Here is a 22,856-nt window from a genome sequence, read left to right on the forward strand (position 1 = left end):
ACGGTGACGGGGCGTCCGTCCGGAGGTCCGATGTGACCGGGACCGCCCGATCAGCCGGGTACGCCGAGCGGCCCTACGCTCTCCTTCCGGGCACGGCACCCGTCCGGAGGGATGAACGCGCATGACGGTCGGCGGAGCCTCGACGACGGCGGACGCCGGTCCCCGCGACCCGTTCGGCGACGCCGAGCAGGACGTCCTGACCAGCGAGGACGGCACCTTCGAGACCGTCGCCGCCCTGGAGCACGACCTGCCGGCGGCCGTCCACGCGGATCTCGCCGACTACCTCGCCGGGCGCCGGCGCGGTTGCCTCGACGTGGCCGAGGAGTTCGCCGGCGCCGTCGACGACCTCACACGCTTCGTCCTCGCGGGCGGCAAGCGCCTGCGCCCGACGTTCGCGTGGTGGGGCTGGCGGGCCGCCGGAGGGTTCGAGGCCCCCGCGTCGGTGCTCCGGGCGGTGAGCGCGCTGGAGCTGATCCAGGGCTGCGCGCTCGTCCACGACGACCTCATCGACGACTCGGCCACCCGTCGCGGTGAGCCGACCGTGCACGCGCGGTGGGCGTCCCGGCACACCGACGCCTCCTGGGCCGGCGACCCGACGCGCTTCGGTGCCGCGGTGGCGATCCTGCTGGGCGACGTGGCGCTGGCCTGGGCGGACGACATGCTCCACGAGTCCGGCCTCGACGCCGCCGCGCTGGCCCGCGCCCGTCCCGTGTGGCGCGCGATGCGCACGGAGGTCCTCGGGGGCCAGTTCCTCGACGTCCAGGGCCACGCGTCGTCGGACTCCCGCCCCGAGACGGCGCTGCGGATCAGCCGCTACAAGACGGCGGCGTACACCGTCGAGCGTCCCCTGCACCTCGGGGCCGCGCTCGCCGACGCCGACGACGCCACGATCAGCGCGCTGCGCCGTTACGGCACCGACCTCGGCATCGCCTTCCAGCTGCGCGACGACGTGCTCGGCGTGTTCGGCGACCCGGCCGTCACCGGCAAGCCCGCGGGCGACGATCTGCGCGAGGGTAAGCTGACCCTCCTCGTCGCCCTGTCCCGCGCCCACCCCGACCACCGCACCGCCGCCGTCGTCGAGCGCGCGGTCGGCGACCCCGACCTCGACGCGGCCGGGGTCGACGCGGCCCGGGAGGCGCTGGTCGCCCTCGGGGTCGTCGACGACGTCGAGCGCCGGATCGCCGAGCTGACCGCGTCCGCGCTCGACGCGGTGCGCGGCCCCGACGCCCCCGCTCTGACCGCGCCCGCCCCCGAGCGGCTCGCCGACCTGGCCGTCGCGGCCACCCGGCGAGCCCGCTGACCCCCGCGAGAGGCCACCGACCGACGTGACCCGCACCGTCCAGTCCCCCAGCGACCACGTCGTCGTCGTCGGCGCCGGCCTCGCCGGGCTCGCCACGGCGCTGCACCTGCTCGGCGCCGGGCGCCGGGTCACGGTCGTCGAGCGCGACCCCACTCCGGGCGGCCGCGCGGGACGCCTCGACCTGGACGGCGCGGGCGGTACCTTCCGCCTCGACACCGGCCCGACGGTCATCACGATGCCCGAGCTGGTCGAGGAGGCCCTCGCCGCGGTCGGCGAGAAGCTCGGCGACCGGCTCGAGCTGATCGATCTCCACCCCGCCTACCACGCGCGCTTCGCCGACGGCAGCGCCATCGACGTGCACACCGACCCGGGCGCGATGGAGCAGGAGATCCGGGAGAAGGTCTCGGCCGCCGACGCGGAGGGCTACCGGCGCCTGCGGGCCTGGCTCACCGAGCTCTACCGGGTGCAGATGGCGACGTTCATCGACGCCAACTTCGACTCCCCGCTCGACGTCCTCTCCCCCGACCTCGCCCGGTTGGCCACCCTCGGCGGGTTCGGGCGGCTCGGCCCGCGGATCGGGAGGTTTCTCGCCGACGAGCGCCTGCGCCGCATCTTCTCGTTCCAGGCGCTGTACGCGGGCGTGCCGCCGGCCCGGGCGCTCGCCGCGTACGCCGTCATCGCCTACATGGACACGATCGCGGGCGTGACGTTCCCCGTGGGCGGGGTGCGGGCGCTGCCCCAGGCGCTCGCCGACGCCGCCGCCGACGCGGGCGCCGAGTTCCGCTACGGCACCACGGTCACCGGGCTCGAGCGTTCGGCCGGGCGGGTCCGCGCGGTGCGCACCGTGCCCACCGCCGACCCGGGCGCCGACGGCGACCGCCTGGCCGCCGACGCCGTCGTCCTGTCCGTCGACCTCCCCGCCGCCCACGCGCTGCTCGGGCGCACGCCGCGGCGGGCGGTGCCGCTGCGCTGGTCGCCCTCGGCGTTCGTCTGGCACGCGGGCGTGCCCGCGGGGACGGGGTTGGGCCACCATACGATCTCGTTCGGCGACGCGTGGGCGAGCACGTTCGACGAGATCATCACCGAGGGGAGGCTGATGTCCGACCCGTCGCTGCTCGTCACGCACCCGACCGCGACCGACCCGTCGCTGGCCCCGGAGGGCCACGAGCTGCTGAGCGTGCTCGCGCCCTGCCCGAACACCGAGGTCGGGCCCTTCGACTGGGACCGCATCGGCCCCCGCTACCGCGAGGAGTTGGGCGGGGTTCTCGCCGGGCGGGGCATCGAGCTCGGGGATCCGGTCGTCGAGCACACCATCTCCCCCGCCGACTGGTCCGACCTCGGGCTGGCGGCGGGCACCCCGTTCTCCGCCGCGCACACGTTCGCCCAGACCGGTCCGTTCCGGTCGGGCAACCTCGTGCGCGGCGAGGGCAACGTCGTGCTCGCCGGGTGCGGGACGACCCCGGGCGTCGGCGTCCCCACCGTCCTCGTCTCGGGCAAGCTGGCCGCCGCGCGGATCACGGGGTGAGCCGGTGAGCGAGCTCGACGCCGCGGGCATCACCGACCCGGCCCTGCGCGAGGCCTACACGACGTGCCGCGCGCTCAACGCCGCCCACGGCCGCACCTACTTCCTGGCCACGCGCCTGCTCGCGCCCGCCCAGCGGCCCGCGATCCACGCCCTCTACGGGTTCGCGCGCATGGCCGACGACGTCGTCGACGACCCGGACGCCGACGCCTCGCCGACCGCGGTCGCCGCGCGGCTCGAGGAGGTCCGCGCCCGCATGCGCCGCGGACTCGACGGCACCGACCCGCGGACGCTGGTGGCCGAGGGCGAACCGGTGGTCGCGGCGCTGGCGGACACCGTGGCGCGCCACGGCATCGAGCACCGCCACCTCGAGGACTTCATGGACTCGATGGCCATGGACCTCACCGTCACCGACTACCCGACCTTCGACGACCTCGCCCGCTACGTGCACGGCTCGGCGGCGGTCATCGGGCTGCAGGTGCTCCCGGTGCTCGGGACGGTCGGTCCGCGCGAGGAGGCCGAGCCCTACGCCGCCGACCTCGGGGTCGCGTTCCAGGTGACCAACTTCCTGCGCGACGTCGGCGAGGACCTCGACCGCGGCCGCGTCTACCTCCCGCACGCCGAGCTCGCCGCGTTCGGCGTCGACCGCGACCTGCTCACGTGGTGCCGCGCCCGCGGGCACACCGACGCGCGCGTGCGCCGGGCGTTGGCCCACCTCGTGGCCCGCACCCGGGCGGTCTACCGGCGCGCCGATCAGGGGATCGCCCTGCTCCACCCCGTCTCGCGGCCCTGCGTGCGCACCGCCCGCGTGCTCTACGGCGGCATCCTCGACGAGATCGTCGCCGCCGACTACGACGTGCTGCGCCGCCGGGTCGCGGTCGGCAACGGCCGGCGCGCCGCCGTGGCGCTGCCCCACCTCGCACGGGCCGTCGGCACCCGGTGGCGCCGGCGCGTCGTGGCGTGACGCTCGTCCTCGGCGTCGACGCCGCCTGCGGACGCTGCCGGGCCGTGGGCGCGACGGTCGCGCAGGCGGTCGGGTCGGTGGGCCCGGAACTCGAGGTGCTGCCGCTGGCCGACTACCGGGTGCGCGACTGGTGCGCCGAGGCCGGCGTCGCCGGGGACGTGCCGACGCTGCTGGAGATCGTGCCCACCGACGGCGCCGACCGCATCCGCGCCTGGACCGGCCCGGCGCTGGCCGCGGCGCTCGTGCGCCGGCTCGGCGTGCGGCGTGCCGCCCGGCTGGCGGGGGCCCTCCGGGCCCACGGCGTGCTGGGGGCCGCGGCGAAGGGCGTGCTACCGGGACCGCTCAGAAGGCCATCGCCTGGGCCCGGCGCTTGACCTCGCGCCCGCGGTCGGAGCGCAGCGCGTCGATCGGGGTGCCGGGCAGCGAGTCGTCGTCGGCGAAGAGCCAGCGCAGGATCTCCGCGTCGGCGTAGCCCCCGTCGCGCAGCACCTGGATGGTGCCGGGCAGGCCCTTGACCACACCCTCGGCGACGAGGAAGGCGGCGGGCACGAGCCAGCGGTCGCCCTCCCGGACCCCCAGCAGCTGCCCCTGTTTGATCATCTGGCTGACGCGCGTGCGGGGCACGCCGAGGCGCTCGGCGACCTGGGCGAGCGTGACGACCTCGACGTCGTGGCCCACGACGGCGGCGATGGACTCGGTCACGCGCGTCACTGTGCCAGAGGGGGCGTCCCTCCGGGTGCGTCCAGCCCCTCCCGCACCAGCACGTCGGGCCGGGCGAGGGCGATGAGGTGCCCGCCGGGCAGCACGACGGGCTCGACGCCGGCGCGCCCGCGGGCCAGGCGGACCTGGAAGTCGGCGGGGAAGAAGCGGTCGTCGCGGCCGACCACCACGGTCACGGGCACCTCCGGCCACGCCGGCAGCGACCAGCCGTCGGTGAAGGGCCGGTCGGACTGGTCGCGCTGGTGCGCCGCGCCCGCGGCCACGACCTCCGGCGGGACGTCGTGGAGGAACTCGTGGCCGGGTCGAAGCCGGCCTCCTCCCGGCCCGCCGCGCGGACGGCGGCCTCCTTGGCCTCCCGGTGCCCTGAGCGCGTCCACCACTGTCCCGGCGTCTCGCCGACGGCCGGGATCATGGCGTTGACCAGGACCACCCGCTCCACGGGCCTCCGCCGGGCCACCTCCACCGCGGTGAACCCGCCCAGCGACTGGCCGACCACCACGGGGTCGGACCGGTCGCCCAGCGCGGCGAGGGCGACCTCGGCGTAGCGCTCGATGCCCGCGGTCGGGTCCTCCGCGGGCAGGTCGACGGCGATCGCCTCGTCGCCGCGCGCGGCGAGGATCTCGATCACCCGGTGCCAGTACCAGCCCGCCCCACCGGCTCCGGGCAGCAGCAGCCACGTCGTCACGGGCGCCACCGTAGAGCTCCTCACCCGTCCGGGGTGCCGCGCGTCGGGCGCGAGGATCCGCCCAGGTCACCGCGGTCCTCGTAGCATCGGGCCATGGCCGCACCCACCGTCCACCCCGCGGGGACGGTGCTCGAGGGCCGCTACCGCGTGGACGGGCTGCTGGCGCGCGGCGGGATGTCGGTGGTGCACCGGGGTTCCGACCTGCGCCTCGACCGGCCCGTCGCGATCAAGATCCTCGACCGCACGCTCGCCGCCGACCCGGCCTTCGTGCGGCGCTTCGAGCGCGAGGCGCGGGCGGCGGCCCGCCTGGCCCACCCCGGGGTCGTCGCCGTCCACGACCAGGGGCGCGACCCCGACGGCACCGTCTTCCTCGTCCTCGAGCTGGTCGAGGGCGGGACCCTGCGCGACGTGCTGCGCGACGAGGGGCGGCTGCACCCGGCGACGGCGTTGACGGTGGCCGAGCAGGTGGTCACCGCGCTGCAGGTCGCGCACGACCGCGGCCTGGTCCACCGCGACGTCAAGCCCGAGAACGTGCTCGTCGGCCTGGACGGAACGGTCAAGGTCGCCGACTTCGGTCTGGTCGCCGCGGCGTGGGAGACCGACGGTGCCGACGACCCCGAGGGAAACGGGGAGATGGTGCTCGGCACCGTGGCGTACCTGGCGCCCGAGCAGGTCGCCGAGGGCCGGGCCGACGCGCGCAGCGACCTCTACGCCGCGGGCGTCGTCCTGTTCGAGCTGCTCACCGGCGCCCCGCCCCACGGCGGGGAGGACGCCGTCACCGTCGCGCGCCGCCACGTGCACTCCGACGTGCCGCCGCCCTCGGCCCTGGTCGGCGGCATCCCGCGCGCGCTCGACCGGCTGGTGCTGGCCGCGACCAGCCGTGACCCCGAGGCGCGACTCGCAGACGCCGGCGCCTTCCTCGCCGCCGCGCGGGGCGTGCGCATCGACGCCGACCTGCCCTTCCACCCCGTCCCGCCGCCGCGGCGACGCGCCGGGAGCGCGGGATCCCGGCCGCTGCGCGGAACGCGCCTGCTCGACCTCGACGAGGGGCCGGGCGACCCGCCGCGCCGCGGGCCGTGGGACGACCTCGACGAGGACCTCGAGGAAGAGGCGGACCTCGACGACCTCGCGGAGGACGAGCCCGAGGACGAGCCCGAGGACGACGGGCCCGCCCGGACGGGCCGCCGCGGCCGCCGCAGCCCCGACGCGCCGGTGGACGACGTCGACGTGGCCATCGAGACCATCGAACGCCGGCGCGCCCGCGCCCGGTCCCGGCGCCTGCTCGCGGCCTGGTTGGTGCTGGTCAGCGCCGCGACCGTCGCCGCGGGCGCCGCGGGGTGGGGGCTGGGCCTGCCCTGATCGCGCCTACCTGCGCCGACCCGCGCCTACCCGCGCAGCATCTCCGCCACGAGGAAGGCGAGCTCGAGCGACTGCTGGGTGTTCAGGCGCGGGTCGCAGGCCGTCTCGTACCGACCGGCGAGGTCGGTGTCGGAGATGTCCTGGGCGCCGCCGAGGCACTCGGTGACGTCCTCACCCGTGAGCTCGACGTGGATGCCGCCGGGGTGGGTGCCGAGGCGCTGGTGGACCTCGAAGAAGCCCTGCACCTCGTCCACGACCTGATCGAAGTGGCGCGTCTTGTAGCCCGTGGACGCCTCGACGGTGTTGCCGTGCATCGGGTCGCACTGCCAGATCACCTGGTGGCCCGACGCCGTGACCTTCTCGACGATGGCGGGCAGCACGTCGCGGACCTTGCCCGCGCCCATGCGGGAGATCAGCGTCAGGCGGCCCGGCTGGTCGTGCGGGTCGAGGCGCTCGACGTACTCGACGGCCTGCTCGGGCGTGGTGCCCGGCCCGATCTTGATCCCGATCGGGTTGGCCAGCAGCTCGGCGAAGGCGATGTGGGCGCCGTCGAGGGCGCGGGTGCGCTCGCCGATCCACAGGAAGTGCGCGCCGAGGCTGAACAGCCGGGCGTCCTCGCTGCTCGTGGCCTCGACCCGGGAGTCCAGCCGCAGGAGGGCGCGCTCGTAGTCGAGCACGAGGGCCTCGTGGCTGGCGAAGATCTCGGTGGAGTGCAGCGAGTGGTCGGTGACGCCGCAGGCGTTCATGAAGCGCAGCGCCCGGTCGATCTCAGCGGCCACGGCCTCGTAGCGCTCGCCCGCGGCGGAGGTGCGGACGAACTCGCGGTTCCAGTCGTGCACCTCGTGCAGGTCGGCCATGCCGCCCGAGGTCAGCGCACGGACGAGGTTCATGGCCGCGCCGGCGTTGGCGTACGCGCGGATCATGCGGCCCGGGTCGGGGACGCGGCGCTCGGCGTGCGCGGCCAGGGAGTTGACCATGTCGCCGCGGTAGGACGGCAGCCCCAGCGCGTCGACCGGGGACGAGCGCGGCTTGGCGTACTGCCCCGCGATGCGCCCGATCTTGACCACGGGCAGCGACGCGCCGTAGGTCAGCACCACGGCCATCTGCAGCAGCGTGCGGATGTTGCCGCGCAGGTGGGGCTCGGTGTTGTCGGCGAAGGTCTCGGCGCAGTCGCCGCCCTGCAGCAGGAACGCCTCGCCCCGGGCCACGGCGGCGAGCTGGGACTGCAGCCGGTCGACCTCGGCGGGGACGGTGATCGGCGGCACGTGCTCGAGGACCGTGCGTACGTCGGCGACCGCCTGCGGGTCCGGCCAGTCCGGTTGCTGGGCCGCCGGACGGGCGAGGGCGGCGTCCAGGCGGTCACGCAGGTGCGGGGACAGCGGGGGCAGGCCGGGCAGGGTGTCCACGGGCAGGTCGACGGACCAGTTCACGCCGGCCAGCCTAACGGCGGCGTGCGGGGAGCCGTCCCTCGTCCTCGCGGGGCGGACCCGTCACGTCCCGGTGGGGTCCTCCCCACCGTGCAGACGCCGCCAGTGGGCGTCGATGACCCGCCACCGGGCGAGGTTGTGGCGGGCGTCGGCCAGCGCGTCATGCGCGTCGGCCGGCGGCGTCGGTAGCTCGGGGCGGCCCACGTCCTCCCACCGCTGGCGCAGGTCGCGGGTGAAGCGCGGCAGCGCCCGCGGGAGGTCCGGCATGGCTCCCCACAGCTGGGCGATCGCGACATGGTCGTAGGCGGCGTACCAGGCCCACAGCTCGGCGGGGCCCTCGCCGGCGGTGACGAACTCGTAGAACGCCTCGCGGATGGCCAGCCGGCTGCGCCACGCCGGGTCCGACATCGGGGGCAGCTTGTCGAGGACGTTGCGGCGCACCCACGGGCCGGCCCGCATCGGGTCGAACTGGGTGGAGATCGCGTAGAACTCGCGGCCCTGCTCGTCGACCGCGCCGAGCGACACCAGCTCGATGGTGGTCCCGTCCTCGATGAACTCGCAGTCGTAGAAGTACCGGGCCACGCCTCCATTGTCGCGTCACGCGCAGGTCAGGCCGCCTCCGGGGCCTCCTGCTCCTTCTTCGCGGTGCTGGCGTAGACGTCGACGTACTCCTGCTCCGAGAGCACCCGGATCGCGTCCATGACCTCGTCGGTGATCGCCCGCTCGACCTGCCGGTCGTCGGTGATGCCGTGGTAGCGGGAGAAGTCGAGGGGGGCGCCGATGCGGATCCCGATCCGGTGGGGCCGCCAGAACCGGGAGCCCACGGGGTTGGCCTTGTCCGTGTCGATCATCGCGACGGGGACGACGGGCACGCCCGCCTCGAGCGCCATGCGCGCCACCCCGGTCCGGCCCTTGTAGAGACGGCCGTCGGGCGAGCGCGTGCCCTCCGGGTAGATGCCGAACAGCCGGCCCTCGCGCAGCACCCCGATCCCCGTGTCCAGCGCGGCCCGCGCGGCGCGCCCGTTGCCCCGCTCGATCGGGATCTGGCCCATGCCCGTGAAGAACCAGCGCTTGAGCGTGCCGACCACCCCGGGCTGGGTGAAGTACTCGGCCTTGGCGGGAAAGGACATCCGCCGCGGCACCATCAGCGGCAGCACGAACGAGTCGATCACCGCCAGGTGGTTCGACGCGACCAGCGCCCCGCCGCGGCGCGGGAGGTGCTGAGCTCCCTCGACCCGCGGCCGGAACGCCACGCGCATGAGGGGTCCGAGCAGCACCCACTTCATCAGCCAGTACAGCACCGCGCGCTCCCGTCCCGTGCTCCTCGACCGGGGGGTCAGGGTAGGCCCGGAGTCGGGCGACGACGACCCCTCGACGCGCCGCGCGGCGTCGAGCAGTGGTACGCGCCCGCCGCCCGGTGCGGACCCCCCGGTGCTCGAGGCGCCGAGAACCGTGTGGGGGGTCCTGCCCCGCCACGACCTCCTCGCCGCGCCCGCGGAGCTCGGGCGCGTGTGCTGCCGGCGTGGCTCCCCGGCCTCCGGTGACGAAGTCCGCGATAGGCGCGGACGTCGTCACCGAGGTGTCACGCGCCCGGCGCCGCGCACAGCACCAGCAGCAGCACCGGCCCGCCCCGACGCCCTGGAGCCCGCGTCGGCGTCATGCCCCCGGGGGCGGCCCCCGGCGCCGTCGAGGCGCACCACGGGTGCGCCGCCGTGATGGTGTCACCTGCACCCACCCGGGGGCTCCACGGGAGGACCCCGCCGCGACCGCCGCGCGCCCGTCCGGACCAGCGTGCGGACCGCCCGGCGCGCCGGGCCCCCCGCCGCGTGACCCGACCGTGTGGGACGTGCCACGATGGGGTTCTCCCACCGCTCCCCGCCCCTTCGTCCGAGTGCGCGATCCGGAGGACCACGTGCCCGTCATGCCCGGAGCCGAGCCCTTCGCCTCCGACCCCGGCGACGGCTCGCGGGAGATCGGCGTGGTGCTCAGCCACGGACTCACGGGCACGCCCCAGAGCATGCGGGCGTGGGGGGAGCACCTGGCCGCCCACGGCATCGGAGTCCGCGGGCCGCGGCTGCCGGGGCACGGCACCCGGTGGCAGGACCTCAACCGCACCCGCTGGCCCGACTGGTACGCCACCGTCGAGCGCGCGGTCGACGAACTGCGCGGCGAGTACCGCTCGGTCTTCGTCTTCGGCCAGTCGATGGGCGGCACCCTGACGCTGCGCCTCGCCCAGGAGCGGGGCGACGACCTCGCCGGCATCGCGCTGGTCAACCCGTCGGTGACGACGCTGCGCCGCGACGCCGCGGTCGCGCCGTACATCCAGTGGCTGGTGCCCTGGGTGCCCGGCGTGGCCAACGACATCAAGAAGCCGGGGGTCACCGAGCTGGCCTACGACCGGCTGCCCACCCGCGCGGCGGTCTCGCTCACGGCCCTCTGGCGGCTGGTCCGGGCCGAGCTCGACCGGGTGCGCTGCCCGGTGCTGCTCTTCCGCTCCCCCAGCGACCACGTGGTCGAGCCGCTGAGCAGCGAGCTCGTGCTCTCCGGCATCGGCTCGGACGACGTCACCGACGTCGTGCTCGCCGACAGCCACCACGTGGCCACCCTCGACAACGACGCCCCGACGATCTTCGCCGACAGCGTGGCGTTCGTCCGCCGTGTGCACGCCGCCCGCACCGGCAACCCCGCCGACCCCGCCGGCTCCATCCCAGGGACACCCGCATGACGCCGCCCGATCCGGACGACACCCGACCCGACCCCGGCCCCGACAGCGGCCGTCCCGACTCCGCGCGCCCCGACACGGCCCGCTCCCAGAGCGGATCGGAGCCGACGGGGCCCGACGACTCCCGCCGTCCCGGCCTGCCCGACGACATCGACGCGGCCTTCGCCTCGATCGTCGCCGACTGGGCGGCGGCCGGGGCGCCGCGCTGGCCCGACGAGCCGTTCGACCCCGACGTCCGTCGCGAGGACGGCCCCTCGTCCGGCCTCGGTACCGCGACGCCGCCCGGCGGCGCGGAGCTCGGCTCGCAGGGCACCGACCTGTCGCCCGCCCCGCCGGCCCCGCCCGCCCCGCGGCCCCAGGGCGAGGTGCGCCCCACGCCGCCGGTGCCCCCGAAGCCCCCGGCGGCGCGGCCGACCCCGCCGCCCGAGGACGAGCACTTCGTGCCGCCCGAGCCGCCGCCGCTGCCGCGCCTGGGTCTGAGCAGCATGCTCGGGCTCGGCATGCTCGTGATCGGTGTCGTGCTGCTCGCCGTGCCCGGGCTGCTGGGCGGCCCGGTGGGTCTCGGCATCGTCCCGGGCCTGCTGGCCATGACCGCCGGCCTCGGCTGGCTCGTGTTCGGGCTGCGCCGCGGCCGCGACGAGGGCACGCACGGCTCGGACGACGGCGCCGTCCTCTAACCCCGGCTGGCTCCGGCTAGCTCCACCCGCGTTCCCGCGCGTCGATCGCCGCGCCGACCATGCCGGCGCGGCCTCCGAGCATCGCCGGGTGCACGGCGGCCAGGCGTCGGTGTCGCCCGCCGGTGACGTCCTCGACGTACCGCCGGCGGGCACGCTCGAGGTAGAGGTCGGCCGACGCGGACACCTCGCCGCCCACGACGACGACATCGGGATCGAACACGTCGGCGACCAGGGCCAGCGCCTGGCCCAGCCAGTCGGCGAACTCGTCGACCACCCGGCACGCGAGCTCGTCGCCCTGCTCGGCGGCCCGGGCGACGTCGCGGCCGGTGATCGGCTGGGCGCGCTCCCACGGGGCGCGCAACAGGGAGAAGTCGTCGGTGGCGTTGACCAGCTCCTCCGCCGAGCGGCCGAGCGCGGTGCCGCTGCAGTAGCGCTCGAGACAGCCGCGCTTGCCGCACGGGCAGGGCCGGCCGTCACGGACGACGGTGAGGTGCCCGAGCTCCGGGGCGACGCCGTGGGCACCGCGGAACACGGTGCCGTCGAGGAGCAGCGCCGCCCCGATCCCGGTACCCAGCGCCACGAGCACCGCCACCGACGCCCCGGCGGCCGCGCCCACCCGGTGCTCGGCGAGACCCGCGGCGTTGGCGTCGTGCTCGAGGACCACGGGCAGCCCGAGGCGTGCGGCGAGCCGGTCGGCGACCGGGTCGTCGCGCCACGGCAGGTGCGCGCCGAAGGCGACGGTGCGCCGGTCGGGGTCGACGAAGCCGGCGACCGCCAGCCCCACCGCCGCCACCGGGTGGCCGGCGCCGAGCCGGCCGACGAGCCCGGCGACCGCGTCGTCGAGCGCGTCCGGGTCGTCCGCGGTGGGAGCCGACGCCTCGGCGAGGACCGTGCCCTCGCCGTCCACCACCCCGGCGCGCACGGAGGTCCCGCCGACGTCGACGCCGACGGTCAGCACGAGGCGCCGCTGTCGGGGCCCTCGGCGCCGTCCCGTCGGGGTGGGCGGCGGATCGCGATCCGCTGCACCGAGGGGCGCGCGGTGCCGCCGGACGCGGGGGGCGCGACGCGGGCACCCCGCGCCGGCCGCGCCGCTCGCGGGGCTTCCGGGGCGGGATCGGGCGGCGCGCCCGTCGGCGGGACCTCCGTCGTCCCGTCCGTGCCGGGGACGCCCAGCCCGCGGAAGGCGGCGGAGCGGGGCGAGGCCCGCCGGACCGGTGGCCGGCGCCGCCCACCCGCGGACGGCGGTCCGGGCGGCTCGGCGGTGGCGTCGGCGCCGGGCGCGCCGGTGGCGTCGGAAGTGGCGTCGGAAGTGGCGTCGGCGGTGGCGTCGGCGGTGGGCGCGTCGTCCGTCGGGACCGCGTGCTCGTCCCGGGGCGCGGCGGCGTCCTGCGGCTCCTCGCGCGCCGCGGCCTGTGTGGCGGGCGGCCCCGTGCCCCAGCCGTCCCACGCGCCCCACTCGGGCGGCCAGCCCGGCGGGGGCCCGGGATCGCCGCCCGGCGGCGGCGTGGGGTGGGCCGTGGACGTCGGAGTGTGGTGCGCGTGGCCCGGGTCCTGGTGGGCCTGGACCATGAGCCGCAGCAGCGCCATGACGCCCGAGGCGTGCTCGGCGAGGCGGGCGGTCAGCTCGGGCTGCTCCCCGCGCAGGGCGGCGACGAGCGCGCAGAGCGGACACCACGTGCACGGCCCGGCGCTCTGAGCGGGGCGAGGACCCGGCGCGCCGGGGGCACGGTCCACCCGCGTGCCCAGCCAGTCCAGCAGCGCGGACGCCGTGGCGCGCGCCTCCTCGGTCAGCCGCTCCTGCGCGGCGCGACCGGCGTCCCCGGCGGCGTCGCTCGACCCGCCCCCCTGCGGCCCGCTCACCGCATCCACACGGCGGGATCGGGGCGGAAGACGACGGACAGCACGTCCTCCTCCAGATCGGCACCCGTCACCTCGCAACGGCGCAGGACCGGGGGCAGCGCGACCGCGCGGCGCCGGCCGTCGACGGTGACGGCGAGCTCGTCGCCGATCCGCGCGAGGTCCACCGCCGCGTCGCCGATGCCGACGACGTGCAGGTCGAGCACGAACTCGCTGTCCGGCGCCGTGCCGACGCCGCCGGTGCGCCGCACCGCGACCAGGGCGCGCCCGACCGGTCCGTCGAGCGGGTCGTCACCCCCGTAGATGACCTCGGCCAGCTCGGCCAGCGCCTCGACGCCCACCGGCTCGCCGGCCTCGTGCGGCACGCGACGCACCGGGACGTCGCCGCCGACGCCCGACAGCTCGGCGAGCACCGCCTCCTGCTCCTCACGTCGAGCCCGCACCCACGACGCAGCGGGGCCGCGACCATGGCCGGCGTCGGGCACCAGGCGGTTGGCGACGATGCCGTCGACGTGCAGGCCGTGCAGAGCCAGCGCGGTCAGCGTGCGGCGGGTCTCGGCCGCCACGACGCGCTCAGGGGTGAGCACGAGGCGGATCGTCGTGGTGCGGTGGTCGGCGAGCAGGTCGCGCAGGCCGGCGAGCTGCTCGGCCAGGCGCGAGAGCGACGCCGCGGCGGTGTCCCACTTCGCGACCGTCGCGCTGCTGCCGGCGAGGCCCGCGAGGACCCCCCGCACGGCGCGGCGGTGGGCCGGGAACAGCCGCTCGAGGTAGGAGCCGAGCGCCTCGGGCAGGGCCAGCAGGCGCAGGGTCTCGGCGGTGGGCCCGCAGTCGACGACGACGACCTCCCAGGGGCCGTCGACGGTCGCGCGGCGCACGTCCTCGAGGGCGAGCAGCTCCTCCACGCCGGGCAGGACGGTCAGCTCGTCGGCGACCATCTCGTCGACGCCGGCGCCTGCGAGCAGCGTGCGCAGCTGGGCGCGCAGCGGCTCCCACGCGTCGTCGACGAGCGCGCGGGTGTCGATGTGGGCGGCGAACAGCCCGGGATACGCGCGCGGCGCCACCTCCACCGGCGTGCCGTCGAGGCGGGCGGCGAACGCGTCACCGAGCGAGTGGGCGGGATCGGCCGACAGGACGAGCACCTTGCGCCCGCCGCGGGCGAGCGCGACCGCCGTCGCCGCCGCCGCGGTCGTCTTGCCGACGCCGCCCTTGCCCGTGAACAGCAGGACCCGCACTCAGCCCTCCACGCGCCGCTTCAGTCCCGTCAGCGCTTGATCCATGATCCGCTTCTCGGCCCGGCGCTTGAGGAGGCCCGGCAGGGGCACTGCGAGGTCCACCGAGAGCGTATAGGTGACCTCGGTGGCGCTGCCGTCCTCCGACAGGCGGTACCGGCCGCGCTGGGAGCGCTGCATCTGCCCGGAGACGAGGTCCCACGTGACGCCGTCGTCCACCCAGTCGTAGGCCAGCACGTAGGTGTCCTTGATCGGCCCAGCGTCGAGGGAGAACCGGACCTGCTCGGGGCGGCCCTCGTCGTCGTGGGTCAGCACGCTGGCCGAGGTGATCGCGTCCGCCCACTCGGGGTAGCGCTCGAAGTCGGCGATGACCCCGAGCACGTCGGACGCCGGCGCCGCGATCGTGATGGATTGGGTCGACTCGTCGGCCATGGCGGCAGAGGCTACCGCCGGGGCGGTGCCGGGCGGCACGCGCGGTGCGCCCGGCCCCGTGCGGCGTGACGACGCCCTCAGCAGGTCACGCGAACGTGATCGGGCCCTCGTCGGGGTGCGCCGGCGGCACGCCCGGCGGGCGGCCCGCCTCCAGCCGGTCCTTGAGCGCGAACGCGAGGACCTTGGCCGCCCGCTGGCGTCGTTGGGCCTCGCGGGTCGCCGCCCGCCGCCCGAGCGGGGCGCCGACCGGGTCGACACGCAGGAACCAGTGCAGCACCGTGCCGTCCCCGACGGCCTCCAGCCACACCTCCATGCTCCCGCGCCAGGCGTCACCCACCACGCTCCACCGCACGCCCTGGGGTCCGCGATCGGCGAACACCCGCAGGTCGAGGTCCGGCCAGAGGCGGCGCCACCGCGCCGGGTCCGCGAACTCCCGGGCCAGCCGCTCGGGGGGCACCGCGAGGAAGGTCTCGTCCACCACGTCCACCGCCGCCACACACCCAGCGTGACAGGCTCTCCCCCGCGGACACGCGTCCGGCCGGTTGACCGATTCGTCCGGCTACTTGGAGGTAGTGGACCCGCGCGGGACGCGACTAAGGTCACGCCGGAACGCAGCGAGGCGCCCGGGGCAGGAGTGGAGAGAGATGAAGCAGTACGCGGAGCCGGCGGTCGCGAAGGTGGCCGACGACGACAACCTCACCGCCGCCCCCTGGGCCAACGCCGACGCGCACGGCGGTGACGTCGCCTACCGCCGCCTGGTGGGCGACGACTGGCAGGACGTCACGTTCGCGACCTTCCGCGACGAGGTCGCCGCGGCGGCCAAGGGCTTCATCGCCGCGGGACTCCAGCCGGGCGACCGGGTCGGGCTGATCTCGAAGACGCGCTACGAGTGGACGTTGCTCGACTACGCGCTCTGGGCCGCCGGCGCGGTCACCCTGCCGATCTACGAGACCTCGTCGTCCGACCAGGTCGAGTGGTGCCTGTCCGACTCCGGCGCGCGGGGCGTCATCGTCGAGGACGACGCGCACCGCGAGATCGTCGAGTCGCTGCGCGAGAAGCTGCCCGACCTGCAGCACGTCTGGCAGATCGACGGCGCCGACGGGGCCGTGGCGGCGCTGCGCGACGGCGGGGCGGGGGTGGACGACGCGACGCTCGAGGAGCGCCGGAAGGGCGTGCACGCCGACCACCTCGCGACCCTGATCTACACGTCGGGCACGACCGGGCGACCCAAGGGCTGCGAGATCACCCACCGCAACCTGCTCTTCGAGGTGCGCGCGGTCGCCGACACGTTCTCCGACCTCATGCAGCCCGGCAACGCCACGCTGTTGTTCCTGCCGCTCGCGCACATCTTCGCCCGCGTCATCCAGTGCGCCGCGATGGAGTACCGCTACACGATCGGGCACTTCGCGGACACCAAGAAGCTGACCACCGAGCTGCCGCGCTTCAAGCCCGACTTCCTGCTGTCGGTGCCGCGCGTGTTCGAGAAGGTCTACAACGGCGCGAAGGTCAAGGCCCACAACGAGGGCAAGGGCCGGATCTTCGACATGGCCGAGGCCACGGCCGTCGACTACAGCAAGGCGCTCGACCACGGCGGCCCGGGCATCGCGCTGCGGCTGCGCCACGCCCTGTTCGACAAGCTGGTCTACAGCCGCCTGCGCGCAGCGCTCGGCGGGCAGTGCCAGGGCGCGGTGTCCGGCGGCTCGGCGCTCGGCGCGCGCATCGGGCACTTCTTCCGCGGCATCGGCGTGCCGATCCACGAGGGCTACGGGCTCACCGAGACCAGCGCGGCGATCACCGCCAACCCCAACCGAGCGGTCAAGGTCGGCACGGTCGGGAAGCCGATCCCCGGCGTCACCATCGCCATCGCCGAGGACGGCGAGATCCTCGCCAAGGGCGACGTGGTGTTCCGCGGCTACTGGAACAACCCCGACGCCACGGCCTCGGCGATCGTCGACGGCTGGTTCCACACCGGCGACCTCGGCGACCTCGACGACGACGGCTACCTCTCGATCACCGGGCGCAAGAAGGAGCTGATCGTCACCGCGGGCGGCAAGAACGTCGCCCCCGCCGTGCTCGAGGACCGCGTCCGCGCCCACCGGCTGGTCAGCCAGGCCCTCGTGGTCGGCGACAACCGGCCCTACGTCGGGGCGCTGATCACCCTCGACGCCGAGGCGCTGCCCGGCTGGAGCTCCGAGCAGGGCAAGGAGGGCGCCGACGCGTCCGCCCTCGCCGAGGACCCGGACCTCCAGGCCGAGATCGCCGGCGCCATCGAGGAGGCCAACAAGGCGGTCTCCCGCGCCGAGGCCATCCGGCAGTGGCGCATCCTCGCCAGCGACTTCACCGAGGAGAGCGGCGAGCTCACCCCGACCATGAAGCTCAAGCGCAACGTCATCGCCGAGAAGCGCGCCGCCGACATCGAGGCGGTCTACGAGCGCTGACGTCCGTGGCAGCGAACGCGCTGTTCGCTGCTTCTATGCGTTCGAAGTCCCCGTTCACGCGCGGGCGAGGGCGCGGAGGCGGGCGGCGCGGGCCTCCCAGGTCCAGTCGGCGCGCATCCACCGACGCCCGACCGCGCCCATCGCACGGGCGGAGTCGGGGTCGGCGAGGAGGTCGGCGAGGGTGTCGGCGACGTCGGTGGGGTCGCGGCCGTCGACGAGGCGGCCGGTCTCCCCCGGTCGGATGGTCTCGGGCGCGCCACCCGACCGCCCCGCGATGACGGGCACGCCGGTCGCCTGGGCCTCGAGCAGGACGATCCCGAGCCCCTCGACATCGAGGCCCCCGCCGAGCGTGCGACAGGGCAGCGCCGACACGTCACCGGCGGCGTGGTGGGCCGGCACCTCGTCGGGGGTCATCGGCCCGGTGAACACGACGTGGTCGGCGACGCCGTGGGCCTTGGCGAGGCGGCGCAGCCGATCGCGATCGGGTCCGTCGCCGGCGACCACGAGCGCCGCGCCGGCCACCGCCGAGCGCAGCCGCGGGAGCGCGGCGATCAGCACGTCCTGGCCCTTGCGACGCACCAGCCGCGACACGCACACCACCAGCGGTCGCTCCCCCAGCCCGTGGCGGCGCCGGATCTCCTCGCGCGCACCCGCGTCGGGACGGAAGCGCGCGGTGTCGATGCCCGACGGCAACGGCTCGAGGGCGACGTCCGGGCCGAGCGCCGGCGCGATCCGCCCGCGGGTGTACCGGCTCACCGTCGTCACGACGTCGCTGCCGCGCCCGATCCGCCGGAGCAGCTGGCGGCTACCCGGCAACATCGACCACCCCACCTCGTGACCGTGCGTGCTCGCGAGCACCCGTGCGGCGCCCGCGCGGCGCAGGGCCGGCGCCATGAGACCCAGCGGCGCGGCCGCCCCGAACCAGGTGGTGTGGATCCCGTGCGCGCGCACCAGCTCGGCCGCTCGGCGCGTCGCGACCGGCGTGGGCAGCATCATCGTCGTCGGCAGGCGGTGGACCTCGAACGGCTGCGCGGCGTCGAAGCGTCGGCACGCCTCCCGGGCCTCGGGCGAGCGTGCCCAGGTGGAGGCGAGCACGACGAGCTCGTCGGCGGGCAGGTGCGTGGCGAGCGCGTGCAGATAGGACTGGATGCCGCCGGGCCGGGGCGGGAAGTCGTTGGTGACCAGCAGCGTGCGCGGCACGGGCGCGAGCCTCGCACGCGCGCCGCCGGGTCCCCGGCACGGGCGTCACGCCCAGCGTCGGAGGAACTCCACGGTGGCCGCGTCGACGTCGCGGGGGTGCGACGCGCTCAGGAAGTGCTGCCCGCCGTCGACCACGCGAAGCTCGGCCTGCGGAGCGTTGACGAACCGTGGGATCTCGTCCTCGGCGTTCGCCACCGAGTACACCTCGTCCGCGGTGCCCTGGAGCCACAGCACCGGGCACCGCACGCCGTCCAGCCGGCCGTGCAGGCCGTCGCGGTCGCGCAGGTTGATCGAACTCGTCCTCAGCCGGCGCCGCCCGGCGTCGCCGCGGTAGTTCTGCTGGTGCGTCGAATGCCAGAACGCTCGCGTCTCCGCGTCGACGTCCGCGTCGAACCCGGCCTCGAGCACCGCGTCGACCAGATCCGTGGGGATCACCCAGTCGTCGTCGACGGGCTCTGCCAGCGCGTCGATGGCCGGGGTGCAGAAGGCCACGCCGTCCCAGCACCCGAGCTCCCGGCTGCGCGGGCTCTCGGAGTCCATCGACGTGCCCAGCGGTATGACACCGCGGACGACGCCGGGCGCGAGCAGGGCCATCCGGACCGCGACCCAGCCGCCCTGCGACGTGCCGAGCACGAAGGCCTGCGGGATGTCGAGGGCGCGGAGGACCTCGAGCGCGGCGACGGCGCTGTCCCAGTAGGTGAAGTCCTCGTACCCGGCGCGCGTGCGACCGTGGCCGTAGGGCTCGACCGCGAGCAGGTTGGCGGTCGAGAGCAGCTCCTCGTCGGCGAACTGCGGCCGGTACAGCTCCACCGACGTACTGAAGGAATTGACCATGACGAGCGTCGGCCGCGACGCGTCGTACCCTCCGCCGAGGGCGTACCCGATGCTCGAACCGCCGAGGTGGGGCACGGAGAGGGTCTGGGCGACGCCCACGGGCTGCCTCCTGGAGGAGTCGGTCGGCGGCCACGATCCCGTCGCCGACCACTGAGGCCACGGCGGGCCCACGACGGATCGTCTGGTGCGCGCGACGACGGTGTCAACGAGCGCTCGGGACGCCCAGGGGCGCGACCCGTCTAGAGGACGATCCGCCGGACCCCGGTGACATTGCTGCGCACGTTCGACACCTTCACCACGTCGCCGGACTGCGGCGCCTCCAGGAACTTGCCACCACCGACGTAGAAGCCGACGTGGCTGACCGGGCTGTTGAAGAAGATCAGGTCGCCGGGCTGCGCGTCCTGGGGAGCGACGGGGACACCCACCAGCGCCTGCTGCCGGGACACCCGCGGCAACCCCACGCCCACCTGCCGGTACGCCCATTGCACGAGGCCCGAGCAGTCGTACGTGCTGGGGCCGGTGGCACCCCAGACGTACGGCTTGCCCTGCTGGGTGAGCGCCACCCGCAACGCGTCCATCGCGATGCCGACGCCCGGGATGTCGGTGGGATAGGCCGTCGTGCCGCCACTGCGCAGCGCGGCCAGCGTGTCCGGCGACGCCTCGGCGAGCGCGCGCTCCGCCGCGGCCACCTCGCGGTCGGCGTCGACCTTACGGCGGGCGGCGTCGTCGGCGGTGCGCTGCGCGTCGGAGGCCGAGCGTTCGGCGTCGAGGGCGCGGGCCGCGGCGTCGCGCTCGGAGCCCTCGGCCGCCGCGGTCGCGTCGAGGAAGCGCTGGACGATCGCCCGGTTGTCCTCGGAGATGCTGTCGAGCAGCGCGGTGCGGTCGAGGTAGGCCTGCGGGGACTCGCTGCCCAGCAGCGCGCCCAGCGCGTCGAGCTGGCCCCCCTGATACGCCGCTCGGGAGACCTGATCGACGTCGACGAAAGCGCGGTCGCGCTCCGCGCGGGCGGCGTCGGCGACCACCCGGGCGTCGTCGGCCTCCCGACGGGTGCGGTCGGCCTCCCCTTGCCGGACCTCGAGCTGCTCGGCCGCGTCCAGCGACGCCTCCGTGGCATCGGCCGCGCGGGCGTTGGCCTGGGCGAGGGCCGTGACGGCGTCGGAGGCGCCGGGCGGGACGATGGGGTCGGCCGTGGCGGGTGCGGCACCGGCCGCGAGCAGCCCGGCGACGAGGGCCGCCACCAGCGAGGCGACGAGGGCCCCCGGGGGACGGGCCACGGGACGGTGCGGGAGCCCGGGGGGGGGCGAGAACCGGCCTCGCTGGCGTGCGGGGTGGTGCCAACCGCGGGACGGGGGGACGCCACGGCCTCGTCGGGTCCTCTCTGCGCTGCGCGGCACAGCCGACCCTCCGGACCGGGGACCGGCCCTCGTGGCCCGTGCCCGGACCGGACGCGTCGGCCCCCGACGGCCTCCATCCGGGATCCACCACGCCGTACCCGGCAGTAGGTGGGCGGCGACACTGTAGCCGAGCCCCTGGCGGACGCTCGCACCGACGGCGCCGAACGGTGGGCGCCCGGGCGGCGGACGGTCCGCCCCGGGAAACAAGCCGCGCGCTCACCCCACGTCCCGGGCCCGGCGCGGCGCGGCGCGGCCGTCGCGGGCCGGTGGTGGCGCCGCCGGCGCCGGCAGCACGAGGCGCAGCCGGGGGATCAGCCCGTGGTCGGCCAGCACCTCGAGCGCCCGCTGCTCGACGGGGCCGAAGTCCAGCGGCAGCGGGCCGCCGGGCGCGGCGTCGGAGGGCCCGGCGGCGCTCGCCGCGGGCACGGTGGGCGTGCCGAGCAGCACCCCGACCACGCAGTCGTGACAGGCCACGTCGCGGACGGCACAGGTGTCGCAATCGATGAGCACGTCGGCCTCCCGGCCTCGGTCCCCGGCGGGTCCGGGGTCGTGGCGCGCACGCTAGGAGCGCCCCCCGACAACGCCGGGCCGGTCCGTGCCCAGGGCTGCTCAGATCCGCGCCAACCGGTGCAGCAGGACGCTCGAGGGCACCGGGTGCGCGCCTCGGCGGCGCACGGACTCCACGACCGCGCGGTCCGAGGTGACGACCACCAGTGGCCGACCCGACGGCTCGGCGCCCACCAGGGAGCGGATGAGGTCGTCGGCGAGCACGCCCGGTTCGCTGAAGAGCACCCGCACCCCGCGCACCGAGTGCGTCGGCACCCCGGTGATCCCCGCCCCGTCGAACACCAGCGTGGTCTCGGCGCCCGTCCGGGACGCCAGGGGCGCGACGGCGGCGACCAGGCGCTCGCGCTGCGAGGCCAGCGACAGGTCCGGCCACCCGGTCTTGGTCACGTTGTAGCCGTCGACGAGCAGGTGCACCTCGGGCAGCGCGAGCAGGCGGTCCAGCGCGGCCGGGTCCGTGACGCGGGCCTTCGGCGCCGTGCCCGCCCCCGACCCGACGAGCTCCGCGGGGCGTGCACCCTGGTCGCCGGCGCGCAGCCCCAGCTCGCGCCGGAGGCCCTCGGCCGCACCCGCGACGGTGTCGACGAGCAGGGCCAGGCGCGCGTCGTCGGCCCGCCGGGCGTCGAGGGCGGCCCGGCGGGCGCCCGCGAGCTCCTCGACCGCGCGCGCGGCACGCTCCTCCGCCGCGGCCACCGCCTCCCGACCGCGGTCCCGCTCGCGGCGCAGCTCCTCCAGCTCGGCCCGCAGCCCGCCCTCGCCCTCCTCGCGCGCGGCGCGCAGCTCGGCGGCCTCGTCCTCCGCGCGCCGCACCCGCGTGCCCTGCTCGCGCAGGCGGGCGCGCAGCTTCGCGATCTCGTCGCGGTTCTCCTGCGCCGCCGCCTCGACCGCCGAGCGCGCCTCGTCACGCTCGGCGGTCAGGCGGCGCACCTCGCCCTCGAGCCGCTCGGCGCGGGCCAGCGCGGTGTCGCGCTCGGCGCGGGCGCGGGCGGCGTCCGCGCGGTCTGTGACGTCGCGGACCAGCTCCGATCCGTCCTCGCGGCCCTCGAGCACCGCGACCGCCGCCGCGTGCAACGGCTCGGTCTCCGCCCACCGCTCGGGTCGCTCCTCGGTCCACCACTCGACGACCTGCGCGGCGAAGCCGTCGGCCGTCCCCACGGCCGCCAGCAGCGGCGCCGCGCCGACCCGGGCGCGCTTGGCGGGGGCGAAGCGAGCGACGGCCCGCACGGACGGCGGCAGGTCCGGGACCGGGAGGTGGCCGACGGCGGTGGCGGTCAGTTCGGCCACCTTGGCGCGCACGGGCTCGGGCGCCCGGTCGAGCAGCCGTGCCCGGACGGCGGAGCGAGCCGCGTCGTCAGCGGCGTCAGCGGCGACGGCGCCGTCGGCGCCGTCGGCGCGGTCGCCCGGCGCGCCCGGGTCGCCGCCGCCGTCCGTCATGACCGGTCAGGCTAGACCCGCCGACGGCCGCGGGCCGGGCGCGCGCCGCGGCGCTGTCGGGGGCGCTGTCGGGGGCGCTGTCGGGGGCGCTGTCGGGG

The 22,856-nt window shown here is 76.3% G+C and carries 25 protein-coding genes; 8 read left to right on the forward strand and 17 right to left on the reverse strand.

The window, feature by feature from the left end:
- The first annotated feature begins 121 nt into the window (after positions 1-121).
- From C8D89_RS15030 to C8D89_RS15045, 4 genes are read left to right on the forward strand one after another with little or no spacing between them, the layout of a single operon-like run.
- Positions 122-1,300: a polyprenyl synthetase family protein gene (locus C8D89_RS15030; RefSeq protein WP_116708934.1), complete on the forward strand. Its 1,179-nt coding sequence runs from the start codon at positions 122-124 to the stop codon at positions 1,298-1,300.
- Between the two features lie 25 nt (positions 1,301-1,325).
- The gene (crtI, locus tag C8D89_RS15035; RefSeq protein ID WP_116708935.1) at positions 1,326-2,825 is read left to right on the forward strand and encodes a phytoene desaturase family protein; all 1,500 of its coding nucleotides are present in this window, start codon (positions 1,326-1,328) and stop codon (positions 2,823-2,825) included.
- Positions 2,826-2,829: 4 nt separating this feature from the next.
- The gene (locus C8D89_RS15040; RefSeq protein WP_116708936.1) at positions 2,830-3,786 is read left to right on the forward strand and encodes a phytoene/squalene synthase family protein; all 957 of its coding nucleotides are present in this window, start codon (positions 2,830-2,832) and stop codon (positions 3,784-3,786) included.
- Entirely contained in the window at positions 3,783-4,160 is a 378-nt protein-coding gene (locus C8D89_RS15045) for a hypothetical protein (RefSeq protein ID WP_133251919.1), read from the forward strand. Before C8D89_RS15040 ends, C8D89_RS15045 begins: the two co-directional genes overlap by 4 nt.
- On the opposite strand, the gene C8D89_RS15050 is transcribed toward C8D89_RS15045, so the two are convergent.
- From C8D89_RS15050 to C8D89_RS15055, 3 genes are read right to left on the reverse strand one after another with little or no spacing between them, the layout of a single operon-like run.
- Positions 4,129-4,488: an Rv2175c family DNA-binding protein gene (locus tag C8D89_RS15050; RefSeq protein ID WP_116709106.1), complete on the reverse strand. Its 360-nt coding sequence runs from the start codon at positions 4,486-4,488 to the stop codon at positions 4,129-4,131. The genes C8D89_RS15045 and C8D89_RS15050 overlap by 32 nt on opposite strands.
- Before the next feature lie 5 nt (positions 4,489-4,493).
- A complete protein-coding gene (locus tag C8D89_RS29765; RefSeq protein WP_207787233.1) occupies positions 4,494-4,682 on the reverse strand; it encodes an alpha/beta fold hydrolase in 189 nt (62 codons plus the stop codon).
- A complete protein-coding gene (locus tag C8D89_RS15055; protein ID WP_207787234.1) occupies positions 4,679-5,191 on the reverse strand; it encodes an alpha/beta fold hydrolase in 513 nt (170 codons plus the stop codon). The genes C8D89_RS29765 and C8D89_RS15055 overlap by 4 nt, the downstream gene beginning before the upstream one ends.
- Positions 5,192-5,284: 93 nt before the next feature.
- Here C8D89_RS15055 and C8D89_RS29770 point away from each other — a divergent pair, with 93 nt between their 5' ends.
- Positions 5,285-6,550, forward strand: coding sequence for a protein kinase domain-containing protein (locus C8D89_RS29770; RefSeq protein WP_207787235.1), 1,266 nt, complete (start codon positions 5,285-5,287; stop codon positions 6,548-6,550).
- Between the two features lie 26 nt (positions 6,551-6,576).
- Here the strand turns inward: C8D89_RS29770 and C8D89_RS15065 are convergent, their stop codons facing one another.
- The 4 genes from C8D89_RS15065 to C8D89_RS29240 all read right to left on the reverse strand — a co-directional run bounded on the left by C8D89_RS15065 (position 6,577) and on the right by C8D89_RS29240 (position 9,712).
- A complete protein-coding gene (locus tag C8D89_RS15065; protein WP_116708938.1) occupies positions 6,577-7,980 on the reverse strand; it encodes a class II 3-deoxy-7-phosphoheptulonate synthase in 1,404 nt (467 codons plus the stop codon).
- A gap of 60 nt (positions 7,981-8,040) precedes the next feature.
- Positions 8,041-8,559, reverse strand: a complete 519-nt coding sequence (locus C8D89_RS15070; protein ID WP_116708939.1) for a polyadenylate-specific 3'-exoribonuclease AS — start codon at positions 8,557-8,559, stop codon at positions 8,041-8,043.
- 26 nt (positions 8,560-8,585) lie between these two features.
- Entirely contained in the window at positions 8,586-9,278 is a 693-nt protein-coding gene (locus C8D89_RS15075) for a lysophospholipid acyltransferase family protein (protein WP_116708940.1), read from the reverse strand.
- 281 nt (positions 9,279-9,559) lie between these two features.
- A complete protein-coding gene (locus tag C8D89_RS29240) occupies positions 9,560-9,712 on the reverse strand; it encodes a hypothetical protein (RefSeq protein WP_165825715.1) in 153 nt (50 codons plus the stop codon).
- A 177-nt stretch (positions 9,713-9,889) separates the two neighbouring features.
- On the opposite strand from C8D89_RS29240, the gene C8D89_RS15080 reads away from it, so the two are divergent.
- Entirely contained in the window at positions 9,890-10,702 is an 813-nt protein-coding gene (locus tag C8D89_RS15080) for an alpha/beta hydrolase (RefSeq protein WP_116709107.1), read from the forward strand.
- Positions 10,699-11,376, forward strand: a complete 678-nt coding sequence (locus C8D89_RS15085) for a hypothetical protein (RefSeq protein WP_116708941.1) — start codon at positions 10,699-10,701, stop codon at positions 11,374-11,376. Before C8D89_RS15080 ends, C8D89_RS15085 begins: the two co-directional genes overlap by 4 nt.
- 16 nt (positions 11,377-11,392) lie before the next feature.
- Here C8D89_RS15085 and C8D89_RS15090 read toward each other — a convergent pair whose 3' ends face one another.
- The 5 genes from C8D89_RS15090 to C8D89_RS15110 form a co-directional block, all read right to left on the reverse strand.
- Positions 11,393-12,334 (reverse strand): ROK family protein, encoded by a 942-nt coding sequence (locus C8D89_RS15090; RefSeq protein WP_116708942.1) that lies wholly within the window; start codon positions 12,332-12,334, stop codon positions 11,393-11,395.
- Positions 12,328-13,236 (reverse strand): hypothetical protein, encoded by a 909-nt coding sequence (locus C8D89_RS15095; protein ID WP_116708943.1) that lies wholly within the window; start codon positions 13,234-13,236, stop codon positions 12,328-12,330. The genes C8D89_RS15090 and C8D89_RS15095 overlap by 7 nt, the downstream gene beginning before the upstream one ends.
- The gene (locus tag C8D89_RS15100) at positions 13,233-14,465 is read right to left on the reverse strand and encodes an ArsA family ATPase (RefSeq protein WP_116708944.1); all 1,233 of its coding nucleotides are present in this window, start codon (positions 14,463-14,465) and stop codon (positions 13,233-13,235) included. Before C8D89_RS15100 ends, C8D89_RS15095 begins: the two co-directional genes overlap by 4 nt.
- Positions 14,466-14,894, reverse strand: a complete 429-nt coding sequence (locus C8D89_RS15105; RefSeq protein ID WP_116708945.1) for an SRPBCC family protein — start codon at positions 14,892-14,894, stop codon at positions 14,466-14,468.
- Between the two features lie 85 nt (positions 14,895-14,979).
- A complete protein-coding gene (locus tag C8D89_RS15110; RefSeq protein ID WP_116708946.1) occupies positions 14,980-15,390 on the reverse strand; it encodes a polyketide cyclase / dehydrase and lipid transport in 411 nt (136 codons plus the stop codon).
- A gap of 148 nt (positions 15,391-15,538) precedes the next feature.
- On the opposite strand from C8D89_RS15110, the gene C8D89_RS15115 reads away from it, so the two are divergent.
- The gene (locus C8D89_RS15115; RefSeq protein ID WP_116708947.1) at positions 15,539-17,332 is read left to right on the forward strand and encodes an AMP-dependent synthetase/ligase; all 1,794 of its coding nucleotides are present in this window, start codon (positions 15,539-15,541) and stop codon (positions 17,330-17,332) included.
- A gap of 54 nt (positions 17,333-17,386) precedes the next feature.
- Here C8D89_RS15115 and C8D89_RS15120 read toward each other — a convergent pair whose 3' ends face one another.
- The 5 genes from C8D89_RS15120 to C8D89_RS15140 all read right to left on the reverse strand — a co-directional run bounded on the left by C8D89_RS15120 (position 17,387) and on the right by C8D89_RS15140 (position 22,758).
- Positions 17,387-18,532, reverse strand: coding sequence for a glycosyltransferase family 4 protein (locus tag C8D89_RS15120; RefSeq protein ID WP_116708948.1), 1,146 nt, complete (start codon positions 18,530-18,532; stop codon positions 17,387-17,389).
- A 45-nt stretch (positions 18,533-18,577) separates the two neighbouring features.
- Positions 18,578-19,465: an alpha/beta fold hydrolase gene (locus C8D89_RS15125; RefSeq protein ID WP_207787236.1), complete on the reverse strand. Its 888-nt coding sequence runs from the start codon at positions 19,463-19,465 to the stop codon at positions 18,578-18,580.
- Between the two features lie 140 nt (positions 19,466-19,605).
- Positions 19,606-20,640 carry a C40 family peptidase gene (locus C8D89_RS15130; protein WP_116708949.1) on the reverse strand — a complete coding sequence of 345 codons (1,035 nt, stop codon included), beginning with the start codon at positions 20,638-20,640 and terminating at the stop codon, positions 19,606-19,608.
- Between the two features lie 336 nt (positions 20,641-20,976).
- The gene (locus C8D89_RS15135) at positions 20,977-21,270 is read right to left on the reverse strand and encodes a hypothetical protein (RefSeq protein WP_116708950.1); all 294 of its coding nucleotides are present in this window, start codon (positions 21,268-21,270) and stop codon (positions 20,977-20,979) included.
- A 99-nt stretch (positions 21,271-21,369) separates the two neighbouring features.
- A complete protein-coding gene (locus C8D89_RS15140; protein ID WP_116708951.1) occupies positions 21,370-22,758 on the reverse strand; it encodes an NYN domain-containing protein in 1,389 nt (462 codons plus the stop codon).
- Between the last annotated feature and the right edge of the window lie 98 nt (positions 22,759-22,856).

This window comes from Actinomycetospora cinnamomea, assembly GCF_003096675.1.
In the GTDB taxonomy this organism is placed as follows: domain Bacteria; phylum Actinomycetota; class Actinomycetes; order Mycobacteriales; family Pseudonocardiaceae; genus Actinomycetospora; species Actinomycetospora cinnamomea.